This is a genomic window from Xenophilus azovorans DSM 13620 (genome assembly GCF_000745855.1).
GTDB classification, from domain to species: domain Bacteria; phylum Pseudomonadota; class Gammaproteobacteria; order Burkholderiales; family Burkholderiaceae_C; genus Xenophilus; species Xenophilus azovorans.
Genome location: NZ_JQKD01000021.1, coordinates 91,635 through 108,075, shown reverse-complemented (window position 1 = coordinate 108,075; position 16,441 = coordinate 91,635). Strand labels below are relative to the sequence as shown.

The window sequence follows — 16,441 nt, the reverse complement described above, 5'->3', positions numbered from 1 at the left end:
CCCGAGTTGGGCAAGCTCGACCGGCGCCGCATCGCCGCGCTGGTGGGCGTGGCGCCTTTGAATCGCGACTCCGGCCAGATGCGCGGGCAGCGTTGCATCTGGGGTGGGCGCGCCGATGTGCGACGAACGCTGTACATGGCCACCCTCACGGCAGTGCGGTACAACCCGGCGCTCAAGGCGTGCTACGAGCGCCTGCTGATGGCCGGCAAGCGCAAGAAGGTCGCCCTGGTCGCCTGCATGCGCAAGCTGCTGACGATGCTCAACGCCATCGCCAAACATGGCTCGATGTGGGATTCGACTATGCATTGCGCTTGACGAGCAAGACGGTTGCTCAGGCCTTCAGCTCCTCGCGCAGCCTGAACTTCTGGATCTTTCCGGAGGGCGTGGCCGGCATCGCCTCGCGCAGCTCGAGCCGCTCGGGGATGTACTGCACCGCCACCTTCTGCTCCTTGAGGAAGCGCACCACCTCCGGCAGGTCGATGGCCTGGCCGGCCCTGGGCACCACCACGGCGCAGGCGCGCTCGCCCAGGCGCTCGTCGGGATAGGCGACGATGGCCACCTGCGCCACCGCCGGGTGCCGGTACAGCAGCGACTCGATCTCGAAGACCGGGATGTTCTCGCCGCCGCGGATGATCACGTCCTTGCTGCGCCCGCTGATGCGGATGTAGCCCGCCTCGTCCATGCGCGCCAGGTCGCCGGTGTCGAACCAGCCTTCGGCGTCGGTGCCGTTCCACTGCGGGCGCTTGAGGTAGCCGCCGAAGTTGGAGGCGGCGCGCACCAGCAGCCGACCCACCTCGCCGCGCGGCAGCTCGGCGCCCGCCTCGTCGGCCACCTTCAGCGCCACGCCGCGCAGCGGGCAGCCGTCGGTGGTGAAGGCGCGCTCGTCGTCGTCCTCGGGCCGGATCAGCGTGACGGCGCCGTTCTCCGTCATGCCCCAGGCGGAGACGATCTTGGTGCCCAGCACCTCGCGCGCCTGTTCCACCAGCGGCCCGGGGATGGGTGCGCCGGCACACAGGAAGGTGCGCAGCGTGGGCACCGGCCGGCCGCTCTCGCGCACCTGCCGCGTGAGGTCGGTCAGGAAGGGCGTGGAGGCCATGGTGAAGGTGACGCCCTCCTCGCGCACCGCCTGCGCGGCGCGTGCCGGGTCCCACAGGTCCAGCAGCACGGCCGGCGCGCGCAGCATGACCGGCATCATCAGGCCATACATGAAGCCGGTCTGGTGCGCCATCGGCGAGGCCATCAGGATCACGTCGCCGGCGCCCAGGTGCAGCCGCTCGGCGTAGGGGACGATGTTGGCCATCAGCGTGTTGGCGCTGTGCATCACGCCCTTGGGCTCGCCGGTGGTGCCCGAGGTGTAGATGAGCTGCGTGACGTCGTCCGGCCCGGGGCGGCTGCCGGCGAGGATGGCGGCCGCGTCGGCCTCCTTCTCCCACGCCGGCGCGGCGAGCAGTGCGTCGAAGTCGTCGGCGCCACCGCCGCCGACCACCAGCACGTGCTGCAGCAGCGGAAGCTCCTTCTGCAGGCCGCGCGCCATCGCCTCGTGGTCGAAGCCGCGGAAGACCTTGGGCACCACCAGCACCCTGGCCTCACCGTGGCGCAGCATGAAGCCCAGTTCGCGCTCGCGGAAGATCGGCATCAGCGGGTTGAGCACCGCGCCGATGCGCGAACAGGCCAGGTACAGCGCCGTGAAGCGCCAGCCGTTGGGCAGCTGCATGGCGACCACGTCGCCCCGGCGCACGCCCAGGCGATGCAGGCCCACGGCCACGCGGTCGGCCATGGCAGCGAGTTCGCGGTAGGTGAAGCGGCGGTCCTCGCCGCCTTCGGCGCGCAGCGCCGCGAGCGCCATCCTGTCCGGACACGAGGCGACGCAGGCGTCGAGCTCGTCGTTGATGGTGCGGTCGGCCCACAGCCCCTGCGCGACGCTGGCGGCGCGGCGGGGTGGCAGCAGGATGGCATCGAAGTCCATGGTGTCTCGTCTCCTCTCGTTGGTGTGTCGTTCAGATCGGCACCGCCTCGCGCCCCGCGCGCGCGCGGGCGATGACGGTCTTCATGATCTGGGCCGTGCCGTCGCCGATCTGGAAGCCCAGCACGTCGCGCAGGCGCTGCTCCATCGGCCCGCGGTCGTAGCCGCCGTGGCCGAACATCAGCAGGCACTGGTGCACCGTGTCGTAGGCCAGCTTCGGCGCCCACCACTTGCACATGGCGGCCTCGGCGCTGTGCGGCAGGCCGCGGTCCTTCAGCCACAGCGCCTGCAGGCACAGCAGGCGTGCCGCCTCGACCTGCGTATCGAAGTCGGCCAGCGGATGCGACACGCCCTGGAAGGCCGACAGCGGCCGGCCGAAGGCCTCGCGCTGGGCGACGTGCGCCCACGTCTCCTCCAACGCCACGCGCGCCACCGCCAGCACCTGCAGCCCGATCAGCGCGCGCGAGAAGTCGAAGCCCTGCATCACCTGCACGAAGCCCTTGTTCTCGTCGCCCAGGCGGTGGTCCACCGGCACCCTGACGTTCTCGAAGAACAGCGAGCCGCGGCCGATGGCGCGCTGGCCGTGGCAGTCGAAGCGGTTGCGTGTGATGCCGGGCAGGTCCATCGGCACCAGCAGCGCGGTGACGCCGTGCGCCTGCGACTCGATCGGACCGGTGCGCCCGAACACCACCGCCGCGTCGCACTGGTCTGCCGCAGAGATCGAGGTCTTCTCGCCGTTGAGCACGTAGTGGCCGCCCACGCGCTCGACCTTCAAGCGCAGGTTGGCGGCGTCGGAGCCGCCGCGCGGCTCGGTCAGGGCGATGGCCAGCAGCGCCTCGCCGCGGGTGAGCCTGTTCAGCCACGGGCGCGCCACCTCGGGCCGGCCGTGCTCGGCGAGGATCTGCCCGTTCAGCGAGGCCAGCAGGTTGATGTAGCTGATCGACAGGTCCGCGCGCGCGATCTCCTCGTGGATCACGCCGGCCGCCAGGCAGCCCAGGCCCTGGCCGCCCGCGTCCTCGGGCAGTTCGGGCGCGATGAAGCCCATCTCGCCCATCTCGCGCATCAGCGCGCGGTCCAGCACACGGCTGCGGTCGCGTTCCTGGAAGCCGGGCGCCACCCGGGCGGCGGCGAAGCGGCGGGCCTGCTCGCCGATGGCTGCGAGGTCCTCGTCGATGTACGGGTTCATGCCCGGCCCCTACTTCGCGTACTTGCGGAACTCGGGCTTGCGCTTGTCCTTGAGCGCATTCACGCCCTCGCGCGACTCGTCGGTGTCGTAGAACAGCTTGAGCGCGTACATGCCCATGCCGGCGATGCCCGACTGGTGCGCCGTGTCCATGTTGAAGCTGCGCTTGGCGATGGCGATGGCGGTGGGGCTCTTCTCGCAGATCTCCTCGGCCCACTGCTGCACCGTCTCGTCCAGCTTCTCGGGCGGCACGCAGACGTTGGCCAGCCCCATCGCCACCGCTTCCTGGCCGCTGTAGCGGCGGCACAGGTACCAGATCTCGCGCGCCTTCTTCTCGCCGACCACGCGGGCCAGGAAGGCGGTGCCGTAGCCGGGGTCCACCGATCCCATCTTCGGCCCGGCCTGGCCGAAGACGGCCTTCTCGGAGCAGATGGTCAGGTCGCAGATCGTGCACAGCACGTTGCCGCCGCCGATGGCGTAGCCCTGCACGCGGGCGATGACCGGCTTGGGCACGTCGCGGATGGCGGTGTGCAGCTCCTCCATCGGCAGGCCGATGGTGCCGCGGCCGTCGTAGTTGCCGTCGTGCGCCGACTGGTCGCCGCCGGTGCAGAAGGCCCTGTCGCCGGCGCCGGCCAGCACGATGCAGCCCACCTCGCGGTCGTAGCCGGCCCGGTTCAGCGCCTTGATCAGCTCGTCGCAGGTCGTGCCGCGGAAGGCGTTCAGCTTCTCGGGCCGGTTGATGGTGATCCAGGCCACGCGGTTGCGCACCTCGTAGAGGATGTCCTCGAAGTCCATGTCGATCTCTCCTTGGATGTCGATGCGGGGAAGGTCAGCCGGCCATCGTCAGGCCGCCCGACACGGACAGCACCTGCCCGGTGACGAAGGCCGCGTCGTCGCTGGCGAAGAAGGCGATGGCGCCCGGCAGGTCCTCCGGCTGGCCGATGCGGCCCAGCGGGATGGAGCGGGTGAAGGCCTCCATCAGCTTCTCGGGGTTGCCCGCGCCTTCCCTGTAGTCGGCGAACAGGGCCGTGTCGGTGGGGCCGGGGCACACCACGTTGACGGTGATGCCGTGGCGCGCGTGCTCGCGCGCCAGCGTCTTCGACAGCGCCACCAGCCCGCCCTTGCAGGCGGCGTACACCGCCTCGCCCGAGGAGCCCACGCGCGCCGCGTCGGAGGCGATGTTGACGATGCGGCCCGCCTTGCGCGCCGCCATGCCCGGCAGCACCGCGTGATGCATGTGCAGGGCGCCGGTCAGGTTGACGGCGACGAGCCGCTCCCAGTCGGCGGACGTGGTCCTGGTGAACGGCTTGAACACGTCCCAGCCGGCGTTGTTGACCAGCACGTCGATGGCGCCGAGCCGGGCCTGCGCCTGCGCCACCGCGGCATCGACGCTGGCGCGGTCGGTGATGTCGCAGCGCACGGCCTCGGCGCGGCCGCCCGCTTCGCGGATCTGCCCGGCCACCTGCGCGGCGGCCTCCTCGTTCAGGTCGAACACCGCCACCTTCGCGCCCTCGCGGGCGAAGCGCCGGCAGGCTGCGCCGCCGATGCCGCCGCCGCCGCCGGTGACGACCACGGTCCTGTCTTCAAATCGCTGCATGCAAATCTCTCCTGGCGTGCTTGCTATCGTCCATGGATCGGCGGCCTCCGCCGATCCGATATATGACAATATATTGTCTTAAATGGCTTTTCGCAAGCCTTCGACCCTCTGCTTCGTGAACGGATACTTTTATGGTTTTCCCTAATGAAAACGATGAAAAAGCGCGCATGGCACTCGCCAACCGCCTGTTCTTCAGGCTGTACCAATGTGCAAATATGTTGCATAAAACCGGGACGCGCGCCGTGGAAGCCGAAGGGCTGACCACGCAGCAGTGGGCGGTGCTGGGCGCGCTCTCGCGGGAAGAGGCCGGCGCGGGGATGAGCGTGGGCGAGCTGGCGCGCTACCTGAAGGTGAGCCGGCAGAACCTCTCGGGGCTGATCGGCCGCATGGAGCGCGACGGCCGGGTGCGCATGGCGCAGGACGCACGCGACCGGCGCGCGCGCATCGTCTCGATGACGCCCGAGGGGCGGCAGCTATGGCAGCAGCAGGCGCTGCCCAAGATCCACGCCTACTACGCGCAGGTGCTGGAGGGCTTCTCGATCAACGACACCACGCACAGCCTGCACTACCTGCTCAAGCTGCTGGAGAACATGCAGAAGGTGGACGAGGCGCAGGGCGGCGGCGAGGGCGTGGAAGCCGAGGAGGCCTGACCGCCGCGGAAAAGACATCGGCCGCAGCGCCTCGGGACGCTGCGGCCGACGGGAAGGGGAAGAAAACTCAGACCTTCTCGAGGATCAGCGCGATGCCCTGCCCCACCCCGATGCACATGGTGCACAGCGCGTAGCGCCCGCCGCCGCTGTGCAGCTGGTTCACCGCCGTGGTCGCCAGCCGCGCCCCGCTGGCGCCCAGCGGATGCCCCAGCGCGATGGCCCCGCCGTTGATGTTCACCCGCGGGTCCTCGTCCTTCAGCCCCAGCATCCGCAGCACCGCCAGCCCCTGCGCCGCGAACGCCTCGTTCAGCTCGATCACGTCGATCTGCTCCAGCTTCAGCCCCGTGAGCGCCAGCACCTTCTCGGTCGCCGGCGCCGGCCCGATGCCCATCACCCGCGGCGCCACGCCCGCCGTGGCCATGCCCACGATGCGGGCCCTGGGCTTCAGGCCGTGCTTCGTCGCCGCCTGCTCCCCGGCGATCAAGAGCGCGCAGGCCCCGTCGTTCACCCCGCTGGCGTTGCCCGCCGTCACCGTGCCGTCCGGGCGCACCACGCCCTTGAGCCTGGCCAGCGCCTCCAGGCTGGTGTCGCGCGGGTGCTCGTCCTTGCTCACCACCACCGGGTCGCCCTTCTTCTGCGGGATGCTCACCGGCACGATCTCGGCGTCGAAGAAGCCGCGCTTTTGCGCCGCCACCGCCCGCTGCTGGCTGGCCAGGGCCATGCGGTCCTGCGCCTCGCGCTCGATCTTGTGGTCGGTGGCCACGTTCTCCGCCGTCTCGGGCATCGAATCGACGCCGTACTGCGCCAACATCCGCTTGTTGACGAAACGCCAGCCGATGGTGGTGTCGTACACGGCGTTGGCGCGGCTGAAGGCGCTCTCGGCCTTGGGCATGACGAAGGGCGCGCGGCTCATGCTCTCGACGCCGCCGGCGATCATCAGCTGCGCCTCGCCGGCCTTGATGGCCCGCGCGGCGCTGCCCACGGCGTCCAGGCCCGAGCCGCACAGGCGGTTGACGGTGGCGCCGGGCACCTCGATGGGCAACCCGGCCAGCAGCGCGGCCATGCGCGCCACGTTGCGGTTGTCTTCGCCGGCCTGGTTGGCGCAGCCGTAGATCACGTCGGTCACGGCCTGCCAGTCCACCTCCTTGTTGCGCTCCATCAGCGCCTTGATCGGCACGGCGCCCAGGTCGTCGGTGCGCACGCTGGCAAGCGCCCCGCCGTAGCGGCCGAAGGGGGTGCGAACGGCGTCGCAGATGAAGGCGTCGAGGGTGGTCATGGAAGCTCTCCTTGAAATTCGGTGTTCTGGCGGCACGCGCCGGCCAGGGCTCGATCATCCACCCGGCGAGCAGGCCCGCACCACGACCCGGCAGGGCTCGGTGGGCAGGTGGTTGTCGCACTGCCGCGCGGCAGCGCGAGCGGCCTCGGCCGCGGTGGACGCGGTCGCCACGCCCCACTCGCCGTAGTTGCCCTGCGCCATGGCGCCGCAGGTCCGCTCGAAGGTCACGCGCACCTCGCACGAGGCGCCGCGCCGCCGGCCGGCGCGCTCGCACTGGGCGCGCGCCTCGCGCTCGGCGGCCTCGCGCGTGGGGTGCTCGTAGGCATAGCCCCAGGCCGGATAGGCGCTGGCGATGGCGCCCCAGCTCGGCTGCTGCGCAGCGGCGGCGAAGGCGGCGGCGCCCAGGGCCGCCGCGCATGTGCCGAGCAGCAGGCGGCTTCGCATCACGCCCGCCGGAAGACGAGCACGGCGTTGCTGCCGCCGAAGGCGAAGGAGCTGCTCACGGCCGCCTCCAGGTCCGGCGCGCCGACGGCGCCGGGCCGCACCAGGTTCAGCGCGCAGGCGGCGTCGGGCGCGTCGCAGTGCGCGTTGGGCGGCAGTCGGCGCTTCGCCAGCGCCAGCACGGTGATCACCGCCTCCAGCGCGCCGGCGGCGCCCAGCAGGTGGCCGTGCAGCGCCTTGGTGGAGCTGACCTTCAGCCGGTCCAGGTCGCCGCCCCACGCCAGCGCGAGGGCGTCGCGCTCGATCGGGTCGCCGATCTTGGTGGCGGTGCCGTGCGCATTGCAGTAGCCGACCTCGGCCGGCGCCAGCCCCGCGGCATCCAGCGCCATGCGCAGCGCGCGCGCCTGGCCGGCGGCCTCGGGCTTGGTCAGGTGGGTGGCGTCGCAGCTGTGGCCCCAGCCGGCCAGCAGCGCGTGGGCGCGGGCGCCGCGCGCCTTCGCCCGGGCCTCGGATTCGAGCACCAGGAAGGCCGCGCCCTCCCCCAGCGCGAAGCCGCTGCGGTCGGCCGCGAAGGGCCTGACGGCGGTGGCCGCGGCCTGCGCGTCGCCGGCCGGAAAGGCCGCCAGCGTCTGCATGGCCTGCCAGGCCATCACCACGCCGGGCACGATCAGTGCCTCGCTGCCGCCGGCGATGGCGACGTCCACCTCTCCGCGCTGCACCGCCTTGGCCGCCTCGGCGATGGCCACGGCCGAGGAGGCGCAGGCCACCGAGTAGGTGAACACCGGCCCCCGCGCCTGCTGCCGCATGGCGACGTGCGAGGCCGGCGCGTTGGGCATGAAGGCCGGCACCGTCAGCGGCGGCACGCGGCCGGCGCCGGTGGCCATGCCGCTGCGGTAGGCGGCCTCCAGCGCCACGGCGCCGCCCATGCCGCAGCCGCCGAAGACGCCGACGCGCTCCGGCGCGGCGCCGTGCAGGCCGCCGGCGTCCTTCACGGCCAGGTCGGCGGCGGCCACGGCCATCTGGCTCACGCGGTCCACGCCCGCGAGCTGCAGCCTGGTGAACCAGCGCGATTCGTCGAAGGCCACGGTCGCGGCGGCGGCAGGCTTCGCCAGTTCGGGGAAGATGGGCCGCACGGCTGACTCGCCGCGCAGCAGGGCGTCGAACAGGGCCTGCGGGTCCTCGCCGTGCGGCGAGACCACGCCCAGCCCGGTGACGGCGACCGCGCTCACGAGGCGGCGGAGGCGTCGGCGGCCGGCTCGCCGGCGTCGGCCTGCTGGGCGCGCACGCGGTCCACCACGGCGGCCAGGCCGGCCAGCGTCTCGATGCTCGGGTCGGGGTCGGGCAGCGAGATCTTCAGGCGGTCCTCGATCTCGAACAGGAATTCCACCAGCGCCAGCGAATCGAAGCCCTTGTCGCGCATGGACTCGTTCGGGTCGAGCGTGGCGGGATCGATGCCGTACTTCTCCTGGATCAGGTCCTGCAATTCCTTCAGCGAAGAACTCATGGGCGGCTGTGTTGTCGTCTTCGTCGGTGTCGGGTCATGATAGCCGCTCGACCTGCGGCTCCGCGGGCCGCCAGCGCAGCGAGGCCCAGGCGAACACGGCGCCCAGCGCGGCACCGGCCAGCACGTCCCACAGCACGTGCTGGCGCACCGCCATCGTCGACCAGGCGATGGCGGCGAACCAGGCGAGGTTCAGCACCCGCAGCGCCGCCGGCGCGCCAGCCCGGCGGAAGATGCTCTCCAGCCAGACCGCCGTGAACATCGAGATGGCGACGTGCATCGACGGGCAGGCGTTGCCGGCCGCGTCGATGCCCTGCAGCAGCGCGAAGCCCGGCGCGCCGGCCGGCACGTCCATCGGCGGGATCTGCGTGGGCCACAGCCAGAAGATGCCCAGCCCCGTGGCGCACAGCGCCGCCGACCAGAAGCCGTAGGCGAGCAGCGACGCGAAGCCGCGCTGCAGCCCCGGCGCGATGCCCACGTACACCCATAGCGACAGGTAGGCCGCCAGCCAGCCCGGCTGGAAGGGCATCCACCGGTCCACCGCCGTCAGCGGCATCACCGTGACGGGGTACACGGGGTTGCGCAGGAGGTGGAAATAGCCGATGAAGAAGACCCACACCCACACCACGGTGCCGATGAACTTGAGCCAGAAGTGTTCGCGCGCGCGCTGGCGCAGGTCGCGGGTCCAGGAGAGCGGAGCGGGAGGGTGGTCGGTCATGCAGCGGGGCCGGGCGGACAAGCGCCAAACCCGCCATCTTGCCCGAGCCGAGTGACGCGCCCTGCGCGCCGGCGGCATCGGCGGGCCGGTGCTACCCTCGCCGCACCATGTTCAACCCGACCCAGGAAGACGTGCGGCGCTTCTTCTGCCGCTGCTACGCCAAGCACCGCGCCGGCCAGCCGATGGAGGCGCTGGAGATCATCGCCAGCGAGTGGATCGACCAGCACCCCGAGTACCACGCCGACCTGGCCGACGCCGACGCGGCGGCGGCCCGCGTCTACGACGGCCAGGACGGCCGCGAGAACCCCTTCCTGCACCTGTCGATGCACCTGTCGATCAGCGAGCAGTGCTCGATCGACCAGCCGCGCGGCATCCGCCAGGCGGTGGAGCTGCTGGCCGCCCGGCGCGGCTCGCTGCTGGAGGCGCACCACGAGGCGATGGAGTGCCTGGGCCGGATGATGTGGGAGGCGCAGCGCGCCGGCCGCCCGCCCGACGGCGACGCCTATGTCGACTGCGTGCAGCGGCACGCAACACGAGAATGAAGCACCCCCCAAGCCGCTTCGCGGCCTTGCGAACCTTTGCAATGAACCGAGACAAAGCATGACCCTCGAACGACGCCGCCTGCTGCAGGGCGCCGGGGCGCTGGCCCTGGGCACGGCCGCCGGCATCGCAACCGCCCAGCCGGCCTTTCCCTCGCGGCCCATCCGCATCGTGGTGCCCAACGCCGCCGGCGGCGCCGCCGACCTGACGGCGCGCGCGGTCGGCCAGAAGATGGCCGCCGCGCTCGGCCAGCCGGTGGTGATCGACAACAAGCCCAGCGCCGGCGGCGTGGTGGCCGGCGAGCAGGTGGCGCGCGCCGAGCCCGACGGCCACACGCTGCTGCTGATCTCCAGCGGCAGTGCTGTCAGCGCGGCCCTGTTCAAGAAGCTGCCCTTCGACACGCTGGCCGACTTCGCGCCCGTCTCGCAGATGGCGCGCTTCGACCTGGCGATCGCCGTCGCCGCGAACGGCCGCTTCAAGACGCTGGGCGAACTGCTGGCCTGGGCCCGCGCCAACCCGGGCAAGCTCAACGTGGGCACGCCGCAGATCGGCACCACGCAGAACCTGGCGGCCGAGCTGTTCAAGCTCTCGGCCGGCATCGATGCGCAGGTGGTGCCCTTCAACGGCACGCCGCCGGTGGTGACGGCCGTGCGCGGCGGCGAGATCGACGTGCTGGTCGACATCCTCGGCCCGCTGATGCCGCACATCCAGGGCAAGGTCCTGCGCCCCCTGGCGGTGCTGGGCCGCGAGCGGGCGCCCGAGTTGCCCGACGTGCCCGCCGTGCGCGAGAGCGGCGGCCCGCTGGCGGGCTTCGACGTCAGTTCGTGGAACGGCCTGGCCGCCCCGGCGAAGACGCCGCCCGCGGTGGTCGAGCGCCTCAGCCGCGCGGTGCAGGACGCCGTCGCGCAGGCCGACGTGAAGCAGCAGCTGCAGGCGCTGAACATGACGGCCAGGGGCAGCAGCCCCGCCGCACTGCGCGACTTCCTGGCCGCGGACATCCGGCGCTGGGACGAGGTGATCGCGAAGGCGAAGCTGCAGAAGCTGTAGCGGGATTCAGCCGGCCGCCGGCGCGCCCACCACTTTGCGCAGCAGGTCCAGCGCCGCCTGCTGCGTGTGCGTGACCGGCCGCTGCGCGCTGGTGGCCAGCCAGGCCTGCACCGTCAGCGGCGGCTGGCCGATGGCGCGCACGGTGAAGGCCGAGGGCCGCACCGAGCTGGCCACCGCATGCGGCGTGAGCACGGCGCTGCCCAGGCCCTCGGCCACCAGTTCGAGGATGGCCGGCACGCCGTCGATCTCCAGCGCCACCTGCGGGCGCAGGCCCAGCGCGGCCAGCTCGGACTCCACCTGCATGCGGATCGCGTTCGGCCGGCTGGGAATGATCAGCGGCAGGCCGGCCAGCGCCGCCAGCGGCAGCGGCGCGGGGGGCGGGTCTTCCGCCAGGCCGGGCGGCCGCGGCTGCACCAGCACCAGCGCCTCGGCCATCAGCGGCAGGATGTCCAGGCCGGCGGCGGGGCGGGCGTTGTAGAGCACGGCGATGTCCAGCCGGCCCGCCGTCAGCGCCTCCTGCATGCCGACGGACAGGCCCTCGGTGATCGACAGCTGCGCCTGCGGCAGCCGCTGGCGGAAGGCGCGCGTCAGGGGCACGGCGTAGGCCCGCGCCACGCTGGGCGGCAGGCCCAGCGCCACCCGGCCGGCCAGGCCGCCGCGGGCGCCGGCCAGCTCCTCCTGCGCGCGCGCCACCTGGTGCAGGATGCCGCGCCCGTGCTCCAGCAGCAGCGCCCCGGCGTCGGTCAGCGTGACGCCGCGGCCGTTGCGCACCAGCAGGTTCTGGCGCAGCTCCACCTCCAGCAGCCGCACCTGGCGCGACAACGCGGGCTGGGCCACGTCCAGCGCCTGCGAGGCACGGGTGAAGCTGCCCAGCTCGGCCACGCGCACGAAGTATTCGAGTTGCTTGAGGTCCACGAACGGTGACAAGAGGTATCGCAGAAAAGCGAACCATACCACTGGATATGCCGATTTGTTCTAGCTGATAGCGGCGGCGGCGACTTCCCGCCGGGCCCGGCGCTTCGCAGAATGCCTCCTCGAGCAACGGGCCGCCCTCTCTCGCGCACAGGCCCTTCGGAGACACCCGGCATGACCCATCCCCTCCAAGGCATCTCGTCCATGGCCACGCGCCAGGTGCTGGCCGACCTGGCCGCCGCCTGGCAGGCGCAGGGCGGCGCGGCGGTGGCCATCGAATCCGTCGGCGGCGTGGACGCGGCCCGGCGCGTGCAGGCCGGCGAGGAAGCCTTCGACGTGGTCTTCCTCGCCTCTGACGCCATCGACAGGCTGCAGGCCGCCGGCCGCGTGGCCGCGGGCAGCAAGGTGGACCTGGTGCGCTCCAGCACCGTCGCGGCGGTGCGCGCGGGCGCGCCGCGCCCGGACATCGGCACCGGCGACGCGCTGCGCGCGGCCGTGCTGGCCGCGCCGAGCATCGGCTACTCCACCGGCCCGAGCGGCGTGGCGCTGCAGGCGCTCTTCGCGCGCTGGGGCATCGCCGACGAGGTGAAGCAGCGCACCGTGCAGGCGCCGCCCGGCGTGCCGGTGGGCACGCTGATCGCCCGCGGCGAGGTGGCGCTGGGCTTCCAGCAGCGCTCCGAGCTGATCCACGTGGAAGGCATCGACATCCTCGGCCCGCTGCCGGCGGACATCGCCATCGACACCGTGTTCTCGGGCGGCGTGGTGGCCGGCACGCCGCACGCCGACACGGTGCGCCGCCTGCTGGCCTTCATGGCCTCGCCCGACGCCGCCGGCGCCAAGCGCCGCCAGGGCATGGAACCCGCCTGATTCACCCCTCACATCGCACGAAGGACCCGCATGATCATCGACTGCCACGGCCACTACACCACCGCGCCCAAGGCGCTGGAGAACTGGCGCAACGCCCAGATCGCCGGCATCAAGGACCCGTCGGCCAAGCCCAGGGTCTCGGACCTGAAGATCTCCGACGACGAGCTGCGCGAATCGATCGAGAGCAACCAGCTGCGCCTGATGAAGGAGCGCGGCTCCGACCTGACCATCTTCAGCCCGCGCGCCAGCTTCATGGCGCACCACATCGGCGACTTCGAGGTTTCCAGCACCTGGGCGGCGATCTGCAACGAGCTGTGCTACCGCGTCAGCCAGCTCTTCCCCGACAACTTCATCCCGGCCGCGATGCTGCCGCAGAGCCCCGGCGTCGACCCGAAGACCTGCATCCCCGAGCTGGTGAAGTGCGTGGAGCAGTACGGCAACGTCGGCATCAACCTCAACCCCGACCCGAGCGGCGGCCACTGGACCAGCCCGCCGCTGACCGACCGCCACTGGTACCCCATCTACGAGAAGATGGTGGAGTACGACATCCCCGCGATGATCCACGTGAGCACGAGCTGCAACGCGTGCTTCCACACCACCGGCGCGCACTACCTCAACGCCGACACCACCGCGGTGATGCAGTGCATCCAGGGCGACCTGTTCAAGGACTTCCCGACGCTGAAGTTCGTGATCCCGCACGGCGGCGGCGCGGTGCCCTACCACTGGGGCCGCTTCCGCGGGCTGGCGCAGGAGATGAAGAAGCCGCTGCTTCATGATCACATCCTCAACAACATCTTCTTCGACACCTGCGTCTACCACCAGCCGGGCATCGACCTGCTGACGAAGGTGATCCCGGTCAAGAACATTCTTTTCGCCAGCGAGATGATCGGCGCGGTGCGCGGCATCGACCCGACCACCGGCCACTACTACGACGACACCAAGCGCTACGTGAACGCCACGGCCAACCTCACGGACGAGGAGCGCTACCAGGTGTTCGAGGGCAACGCGCGCCGCGTCTTCCCGCGCCTGGACGCCGCCCTCAAGGCGAAGAACAAGTGATCCCAAGGAGATAAGACATGTATGAACTCGGCGTTGTCTACCGCAACATTGAGCGCACCGACCGCGAGACGGCCGACGCGCTGGCCGCCTTCGGCTCGGCCACCGTGCACGAGGCCATGGGCCGCGTGGGGCTGATGAAGCCCTACATGCGCCCGATCCAGCAGGACGTGGCGGTGTCCGGCACGGCCGTCACGGTGCTGCTGCAGCCCGGCGACAACTGGATGATGCACGTCGCGGCCGAGCAGATCCGGCCCGGCGACATCGTGGTCGCCACCGTCACGGCGGAATGCAGCGACGGCTACTTCGGCGACCTGCTGGCCACCAGCTTCCAGGCCCGCGGCGCCCGCGCGCTGGTCATCGAGGCCGGCGTGCGCGACACCAAGGTGCTGCGCGAGATGCACTTCCCGGTCTGGAGCCGCTACGTGTCGTCCAAGGGCACCATCAAGGCCACGCCGGGCTCGGTGAACATCCCCATCGTCTGCGCGGGCGCCTTCGTCACGCCCGGCGACGTGATCGTGGCCGACGACGACGGCGTGGTCTGCGTGCCGCGCGCCATCGCCGCCCGGACGCTGGAAGCCGCCCGCAAGCGCGAGGCCAACGAAGGCGGCAAGCGCGACATCTTCGCCGGCGGCACCCTGGGCCTGGACTACTACAAGATGCGCGAGCCGCTGGCGGCCGCGGGGCTGAAGTACATCGACTGAGCGCCCACCACCGATTTCCCGAACCCAGGAGCCTCCATCCCATGACATCCCCGATCCGCCGCGGCCTGCTGGCCCTGGCCGGCACCGCCCTCGCGGCCGCCCTGCCCTTCGGCGCCGCCGCCCAGGGCGCCTACCCGACGAAGCCGGTGCGCATCATCACGCCCTTCCCCGTGGGCGGCGGCCCCGACGGCGTGGCCCGCCTGGCGGCCGACAAGCTCTCGCGCCTGTGGGGCCAGCCGGTGACGGTGGACAACCGCCCCGGCGGCAACGGCTTCATCGCCATCGACGCCTGGAAGCGCGGCGCCAAGGACGGCACGGACCTGCTGATCCTCGACAACGTGCACCTGGCCGCCTACCCCACGCTGTTCAAGAAGCTGCCCTACGACCCGGTGAAGGACTTCACCATCGCCCAGCCGCTGTTCAAGACGCACTTCTTCTTCACCGTGCCGACCAACAGCAAGTACAAGAGCGTGGGCGACATCATTGCCGACGCCAAGGCCCATCCGGGCAAGCTGAACTACGGCTCCTGGTCGGTGGGCAACCCCGTGCACCTGGGCTCCGAGCTGTTCGAGAGCATGACCGGCACCCAGATGGAGCACGTGATCTTCAAGGAGACCACGCAGCTCTACACCTCGGTGGCCACGGGCGAGATCGACTTCGCGCTGGGCAGCGCCGGCACGGCCGGCCCGATGTACCGCGCCGGCAAGCTGCGGCTGCTGGCCTTCACCGCACCGCAGCGGTCGCCGGACTTCCCCGACATCCCGACGGTGGGCGAGTCGGGCGGCCCGAAGGACTTCGAGGTCACGGGCTGGAACGTGGTGGCCGTCCCGCCGGGCCTGCCCGCCGCGGTGACCGACAAGATCCGCAAGGACCTGGTGGAGGTGCTCAAGGACAAGGACTTCGCCGAGAAGTTCAAGACCTTCGGCTACGAGCCCTTCCCGGCCACGCCGCAGCAGTTCCAGGCCACCCTGAAGACGGAGACGCAGCGCTTCGGCGACGTCATCCGCAAGGCCGACATCTCGCTGGACTGAAGGAGACGACATGAGCAAACCCACCTCCGGCCCCTTCGAGAAGACGCCCGGCTGGCTCGACTGGTACACCGGCCCGAGCAAGCCGGCATTCCAGGTCCCGCCGGGCAGCGTCGACGCCCACTGCCACGTGTTCGGCCCCGGCGAGCAGTTCCCCTACGCGCCCGAGCGCAAGTACACGCCCTGCGACGCGAGCAAGGCGCAGCTCTTCGCGCTGCGCGACCACCTGGGCTTCGCCCGCAACGTGATCGTGCAGGCCACCTGCCACGGCGCCGACAACCGCGCGCTGGTCGATGCGCTGCAGTCGTCGGAGGGCAAGGCGCGCGGCGTCGCCACCGTCAGGCGCAGCGTCAGCGACGCCGAGCTGCAGGCCCTGCACGAGGCCGGCGTGCGCGGCGTGCGCTTCAACTTCGTCAAGCGCCTCGTGGACTTCACGCCCAAGGACGAGCTGATGGAGATCGCCGGCCGCATCGGCAAGCTCGGCTGGCACGTCGTCATCTACTTCGAGGCGGTGGACCTGCCCGAGCTGTGGGACTTCTTCACCGCGCTGCCGACCACGGTGGTGGTCGACCACATGGGCCGCCCCGACGTGACCAAGCCCATCGACGGCCCGGAGTTCGAGCTGTTCCTGAAGTTCATGCGCGAGCACCCCAACGTATGGAGCAAGGTGAGCTGCCCCGAGCGCCTGTCCGTCGCCGGCCCGCCGGCGCTGGACGGTGAACGCAATGCCTACCGCGACGTGGTGCCCTTCGCGCGCAAGGTGGTGGAGCTGTTCCCCGACCGCGTGCTGTGGGGCACCGACTGGCCGCACCCCAACCTCAAGGGCCACATGCCCGACGACGGCCTGCTGGTGGACTTCATCCCGCACATCGCGCCGACGGCCGAGCTGCAGAAGAAGCTGCTGGTGGACAACCCGATGCGCCTGTACTGGCCCGAAGAAACGAAGTAAGCAGGAGGC

The 16,441-nt window shown here is 71.3% G+C and carries 19 protein-coding genes; 9 read left to right on the top strand and 10 right to left on the bottom strand.

The window, feature by feature from the left end:
* Nucleotides 1–315, top strand: a 315-nt coding sequence (locus tag Q392_RS13510; RefSeq protein ID WP_157007989.1) for a transposase, incomplete at its 5' end; no start/stop codon positions are given.
* A gap of 16 nt (nt 316–331) precedes the next feature.
* Here Q392_RS13510 and aliA read toward each other — a convergent pair.
* From aliA to badH, 4 genes are read right to left on the bottom strand one after another with little or no spacing between them, the layout of a single operon-like run.
* Nucleotides 332–1,966, bottom strand: coding sequence for a cyclohexanecarboxylate-CoA ligase (gene aliA / locus Q392_RS13505; protein ID WP_038208128.1), 1,635 nt, complete (start codon nt 1,964–1,966; stop codon nt 332–334).
* 31 nt (nt 1,967–1,997) lie between these two features.
* On the bottom strand, nt 1,998–3,149 hold the full coding sequence (gene aliB, locus Q392_RS13500) for a cyclohexanecarboxyl-CoA dehydrogenase (protein ID WP_038208125.1): 1,152 nt from the start codon (nt 3,147–3,149) through the stop codon (nt 1,998–2,000).
* A gap of 9 nt (nt 3,150–3,158) precedes the next feature.
* Nucleotides 3,159–3,941 (bottom strand): 2-ketocyclohexanecarboxyl-CoA hydrolase, encoded by a 783-nt coding sequence (gene badI, locus Q392_RS13495; RefSeq protein ID WP_038208122.1) that lies wholly within the window; start codon nt 3,939–3,941, stop codon nt 3,159–3,161.
* Nucleotides 3,942–3,975: 34 nt separating this feature from the next.
* The gene (badH, locus tag Q392_RS13490) at nt 3,976–4,743 is read right to left on the bottom strand and encodes a 2-hydroxycyclohexanecarboxyl-CoA dehydrogenase (RefSeq protein WP_038208119.1); all 768 of its coding nucleotides are present in this window, start codon (nt 4,741–4,743) and stop codon (nt 3,976–3,978) included.
* A 131-nt stretch (nt 4,744–4,874) separates the two neighbouring features.
* On the opposite strand from badH, the gene Q392_RS13485 reads away from it, so the two are divergent.
* Nucleotides 4,875–5,393 (top strand): MarR family transcriptional regulator, encoded by a 519-nt coding sequence (locus tag Q392_RS13485; RefSeq protein WP_038208116.1) that lies wholly within the window; start codon nt 4,875–4,877, stop codon nt 5,391–5,393.
* 67 nt (nt 5,394–5,460) lie between these two features.
* On the opposite strand, the gene pcaF is transcribed toward Q392_RS13485, so the two are convergent.
* The 5 genes from pcaF to Q392_RS13460 are packed head-to-tail and all read right to left on the bottom strand — an operon-like array spanning nt 5,461 to nt 9,329.
* Nucleotides 5,461–6,669: a 3-oxoadipyl-CoA thiolase gene (gene pcaF / locus Q392_RS13480; protein ID WP_038208114.1), complete on the bottom strand. Its 1,209-nt coding sequence runs from the start codon at nt 6,667–6,669 to the stop codon at nt 5,461–5,463.
* 54 nt (nt 6,670–6,723) lie between these two features.
* Nucleotides 6,724–7,113, bottom strand: coding sequence for a DUF4189 domain-containing protein (locus Q392_RS13475; RefSeq protein WP_038208111.1), 390 nt, complete (start codon nt 7,111–7,113; stop codon nt 6,724–6,726).
* Entirely contained in the window at nt 7,113–8,339 is a 1,227-nt protein-coding gene (locus tag Q392_RS13470) for a beta-ketoacyl-[acyl-carrier-protein] synthase family protein (RefSeq protein WP_038208108.1), read from the bottom strand. The genes Q392_RS13475 and Q392_RS13470 overlap by 1 nt, the downstream gene beginning before the upstream one ends.
* Complete coding sequence (locus tag Q392_RS13465; RefSeq protein WP_038208105.1) at nt 8,336–8,614, bottom strand: acyl carrier protein; 279 nt, start codon at nt 8,612–8,614, stop codon at nt 8,336–8,338. Before Q392_RS13465 ends, Q392_RS13470 begins: the two co-directional genes overlap by 4 nt.
* Nucleotides 8,615–8,648: 34 nt before the next feature.
* Nucleotides 8,649–9,329, bottom strand: coding sequence for a phosphatase PAP2 family protein (locus Q392_RS13460; RefSeq protein WP_038208095.1), 681 nt, complete (start codon nt 9,327–9,329; stop codon nt 8,649–8,651).
* 107 nt (nt 9,330–9,436) lie between these two features.
* On the opposite strand from Q392_RS13460, the gene Q392_RS13455 reads away from it, so the two are divergent.
* On the top strand, nt 9,437–9,871 hold the full coding sequence (locus Q392_RS13455) for a DUF1841 family protein (protein WP_038208094.1): 435 nt from the start codon (nt 9,437–9,439) through the stop codon (nt 9,869–9,871).
* A gap of 58 nt (nt 9,872–9,929) precedes the next feature.
* Nucleotides 9,930–10,916 carry a Bug family tripartite tricarboxylate transporter substrate binding protein gene (locus Q392_RS13450; RefSeq protein WP_051953428.1) on the top strand — a complete coding sequence of 329 codons (987 nt, stop codon included), beginning with the start codon at nt 9,930–9,932 and terminating at the stop codon, nt 10,914–10,916.
* A 6-nt stretch (nt 10,917–10,922) separates the two neighbouring features.
* Here Q392_RS13450 and Q392_RS13445 read toward each other — a convergent pair whose 3' ends face one another.
* Nucleotides 10,923–11,831, bottom strand: a complete 909-nt coding sequence (locus Q392_RS13445; protein ID WP_038208180.1) for a LysR substrate-binding domain-containing protein — start codon at nt 11,829–11,831, stop codon at nt 10,923–10,925.
* 171 nt (nt 11,832–12,002) lie between these two features.
* On the opposite strand from Q392_RS13445, the gene Q392_RS13440 reads away from it, so the two are divergent.
* From Q392_RS13440 to Q392_RS13420, 5 genes are read left to right on the top strand one after another with little or no spacing between them, the layout of a single operon-like run.
* Nucleotides 12,003–12,695, top strand: coding sequence for a substrate-binding domain-containing protein (locus Q392_RS13440; protein WP_084217048.1), 693 nt, complete (start codon nt 12,003–12,005; stop codon nt 12,693–12,695).
* 30 nt (nt 12,696–12,725) lie between these two features.
* Nucleotides 12,726–13,754 (top strand): amidohydrolase family protein, encoded by a 1,029-nt coding sequence (locus Q392_RS13435; protein ID WP_038208075.1) that lies wholly within the window; start codon nt 12,726–12,728, stop codon nt 13,752–13,754.
* A gap of 17 nt (nt 13,755–13,771) precedes the next feature.
* Nucleotides 13,772–14,455 (top strand): 4-carboxy-4-hydroxy-2-oxoadipate aldolase/oxaloacetate decarboxylase, encoded by a 684-nt coding sequence (gene ligK / locus Q392_RS13430; protein ID WP_038208073.1) that lies wholly within the window; start codon nt 13,772–13,774, stop codon nt 14,453–14,455.
* 41 nt (nt 14,456–14,496) lie between these two features.
* Complete coding sequence (locus Q392_RS13425) at nt 14,497–15,486, top strand: Bug family tripartite tricarboxylate transporter substrate binding protein (RefSeq protein WP_038208070.1); 990 nt, start codon at nt 14,497–14,499, stop codon at nt 15,484–15,486.
* A 10-nt stretch (nt 15,487–15,496) separates the two neighbouring features.
* Nucleotides 15,497–16,432: an amidohydrolase family protein gene (locus Q392_RS13420; RefSeq protein WP_038208067.1), complete on the top strand. Its 936-nt coding sequence runs from the start codon at nt 15,497–15,499 to the stop codon at nt 16,430–16,432.
* Nucleotides 16,433–16,441 lie beyond the last annotated feature (9 nt).

What these genes read in the sequence shown, in the direction of transcription:
- aliA (WP_038208128.1), bottom strand. Translation starts at nt 1,966, where the DNA reads ATGGACTTCGATGCCATCCTGCTGCCACCCCGCCGCGCCGCCAGCGTC.
- aliB (WP_038208125.1), bottom strand. Translation starts at nt 3,149, where the DNA reads ATGAACCCGTACATCGACGAGGACCTCGCAGCCATCGGCGAGCAGGCC.
- badI (WP_038208122.1), bottom strand. Translation starts at nt 3,941, where the DNA reads ATGGACTTCGAGGACATCCTCTACGAGGTGCGCAACCGCGTGGCCTGG.
- badH (WP_038208119.1), bottom strand. Translation starts at nt 4,743, where the DNA reads ATGCAGCGATTTGAAGACAGGACCGTGGTCGTCACCGGCGGCGGCGGC.
- Q392_RS13485 (WP_038208116.1), top strand. Translation starts at nt 4,875, where the DNA reads ATGGTTTTCCCTAATGAAAACGATGAAAAAGCGCGCATGGCACTCGCC.
- pcaF (WP_038208114.1), bottom strand. Translation starts at nt 6,669, where the DNA reads ATGACCACCCTCGACGCCTTCATCTGCGACGCCGTTCGCACCCCCTTC.
- Q392_RS13475 (WP_038208111.1), bottom strand. Translation starts at nt 7,113, where the DNA reads ATGCGAAGCCGCCTGCTGCTCGGCACATGCGCGGCGGCCCTGGGCGCC.
- Q392_RS13465 (WP_038208105.1), bottom strand. Translation starts at nt 8,614, where the DNA reads ATGAGTTCTTCGCTGAAGGAATTGCAGGACCTGATCCAGGAGAAGTAC.
- Q392_RS13460 (WP_038208095.1), bottom strand. Translation starts at nt 9,329, where the DNA reads ATGACCGACCACCCTCCCGCTCCGCTCTCCTGGACCCGCGACCTGCGC.
- Q392_RS13455 (WP_038208094.1), top strand. Translation starts at nt 9,437, where the DNA reads ATGTTCAACCCGACCCAGGAAGACGTGCGGCGCTTCTTCTGCCGCTGC.
- Q392_RS13450 (WP_051953428.1), top strand. Translation starts at nt 9,930, where the DNA reads ATGACCCTCGAACGACGCCGCCTGCTGCAGGGCGCCGGGGCGCTGGCC.
- Q392_RS13440 (WP_084217048.1), top strand. Translation starts at nt 12,003, where the DNA reads ATGACCCATCCCCTCCAAGGCATCTCGTCCATGGCCACGCGCCAGGTG.
- Q392_RS13435 (WP_038208075.1), top strand. Translation starts at nt 12,726, where the DNA reads ATGATCATCGACTGCCACGGCCACTACACCACCGCGCCCAAGGCGCTG.
- ligK (WP_038208073.1), top strand. Translation starts at nt 13,772, where the DNA reads ATGTATGAACTCGGCGTTGTCTACCGCAACATTGAGCGCACCGACCGC.
- Q392_RS13425 (WP_038208070.1), top strand. Translation starts at nt 14,497, where the DNA reads ATGACATCCCCGATCCGCCGCGGCCTGCTGGCCCTGGCCGGCACCGCC.
- Q392_RS13420 (WP_038208067.1), top strand. Translation starts at nt 15,497, where the DNA reads ATGAGCAAACCCACCTCCGGCCCCTTCGAGAAGACGCCCGGCTGGCTC.